General features: G+C 53.2%; 1 rRNA gene. It reads left to right on the plus strand.

What is annotated here, in order from left to right:
• Positions 1–1121, plus strand: a 23S ribosomal RNA gene (locus tag ACH1XZ_RS23160); the annotation flags it as partial.

Below are 1121 nucleotides of genomic sequence, written 5' to 3' on the forward strand. Positions count from 1 at the left end.
CATGGAGCTGAAATCAGTCGAAGATACCAGCTGGCTGCAACTGTTTATTAAAAACACAGCACTGTGCAAACACGAAAGTGGACGTATACGGTGTGACGCCTGCCCGGTGCCGGAAGGTTAATTGATGGGGTTAGCGGCAACGCGAAGCTCTTGATCGAAGCCCCGGTAAACGGCGGCCGTAACTATAACGGTCCTAAGGTAGCGAAATTCCTTGTCGGGTAAGTTCCGACCTGCACGAATGGCGTAATGATGGCCAGGCTGTCTCCACCCGAGACTCAGTGAAATTGAACTCGCTGTGAAGATGCAGTGTACCCGCGGCAAGACGGAAAGACCCCGTGAACCTTTACTATAGCTTGACACTGAACACTGGTCCTTGATGTGTAGGATAGGTGGGAGGCTTTGAAGTGTGGACGCCAGTTCGCATGGAGCCAACCTTGAAATACCACCCTTTAATGGCTGGTGTTCTAACGTAGACCCGTAATCCGGGTTGCGGACAGTGTCTGGTGGGTAGTTTGACTGGGGCGGTCTCCTCCTAAAGAGTAACGGAGGAGCACGAAGGTTAGCTAATCCTGGTCGGACATCAGGAGGTTAGTGCAAAGGCATAAGCTAGCTTGACTGCGAGAGTGACGGCTCGAGCAGGTGCGAAAGCAGGTCTTAGTGATCCGGTGGTTCTGTATGGAAGGGCCATCGCTCAACGGATAAAAGGTACTCCGGGGATAACAGGCTGATACCGCCCAAGAGTTCATATCGACGGCGGTGTTTGGCACCTCGATGTCGGCTCATCACATCCTGGGGCTGAAGTAGGTCCCAAGGGTATGGCTGTTCGCCATTTAAAGTGGTACGCGAGCTGGGTTTAGAACGTCGTGAGACAGTTCGGTCCCTATCTGCCGTGGGCGCTGGAGAATTGAGGGGGGCTGCTCCTAGTACGAGAGGACCGGAGTGGACGCATCACTGGTGTTCGGGTTGTCATGCCAATGGCATTGCCCGGTAGCTAAATGCGGAAAAGATAAGTGCTGAAAGCATCTAAGCACGAAACTTGCCCCAAGATGAGTTCTCCCTGACTCCTTGAGAGTCCTGAAGGAACGTTGAAGACGACGACGTTGATAGGCTGGGTGTGTAAG

Origin of the sequence: Kluyvera chengduensis (assembly GCF_044197065.1) — a bacterium.
Classification (GTDB): domain Bacteria; phylum Pseudomonadota; class Gammaproteobacteria; order Enterobacterales; family Enterobacteriaceae; genus Kluyvera; species Kluyvera ascorbata_C.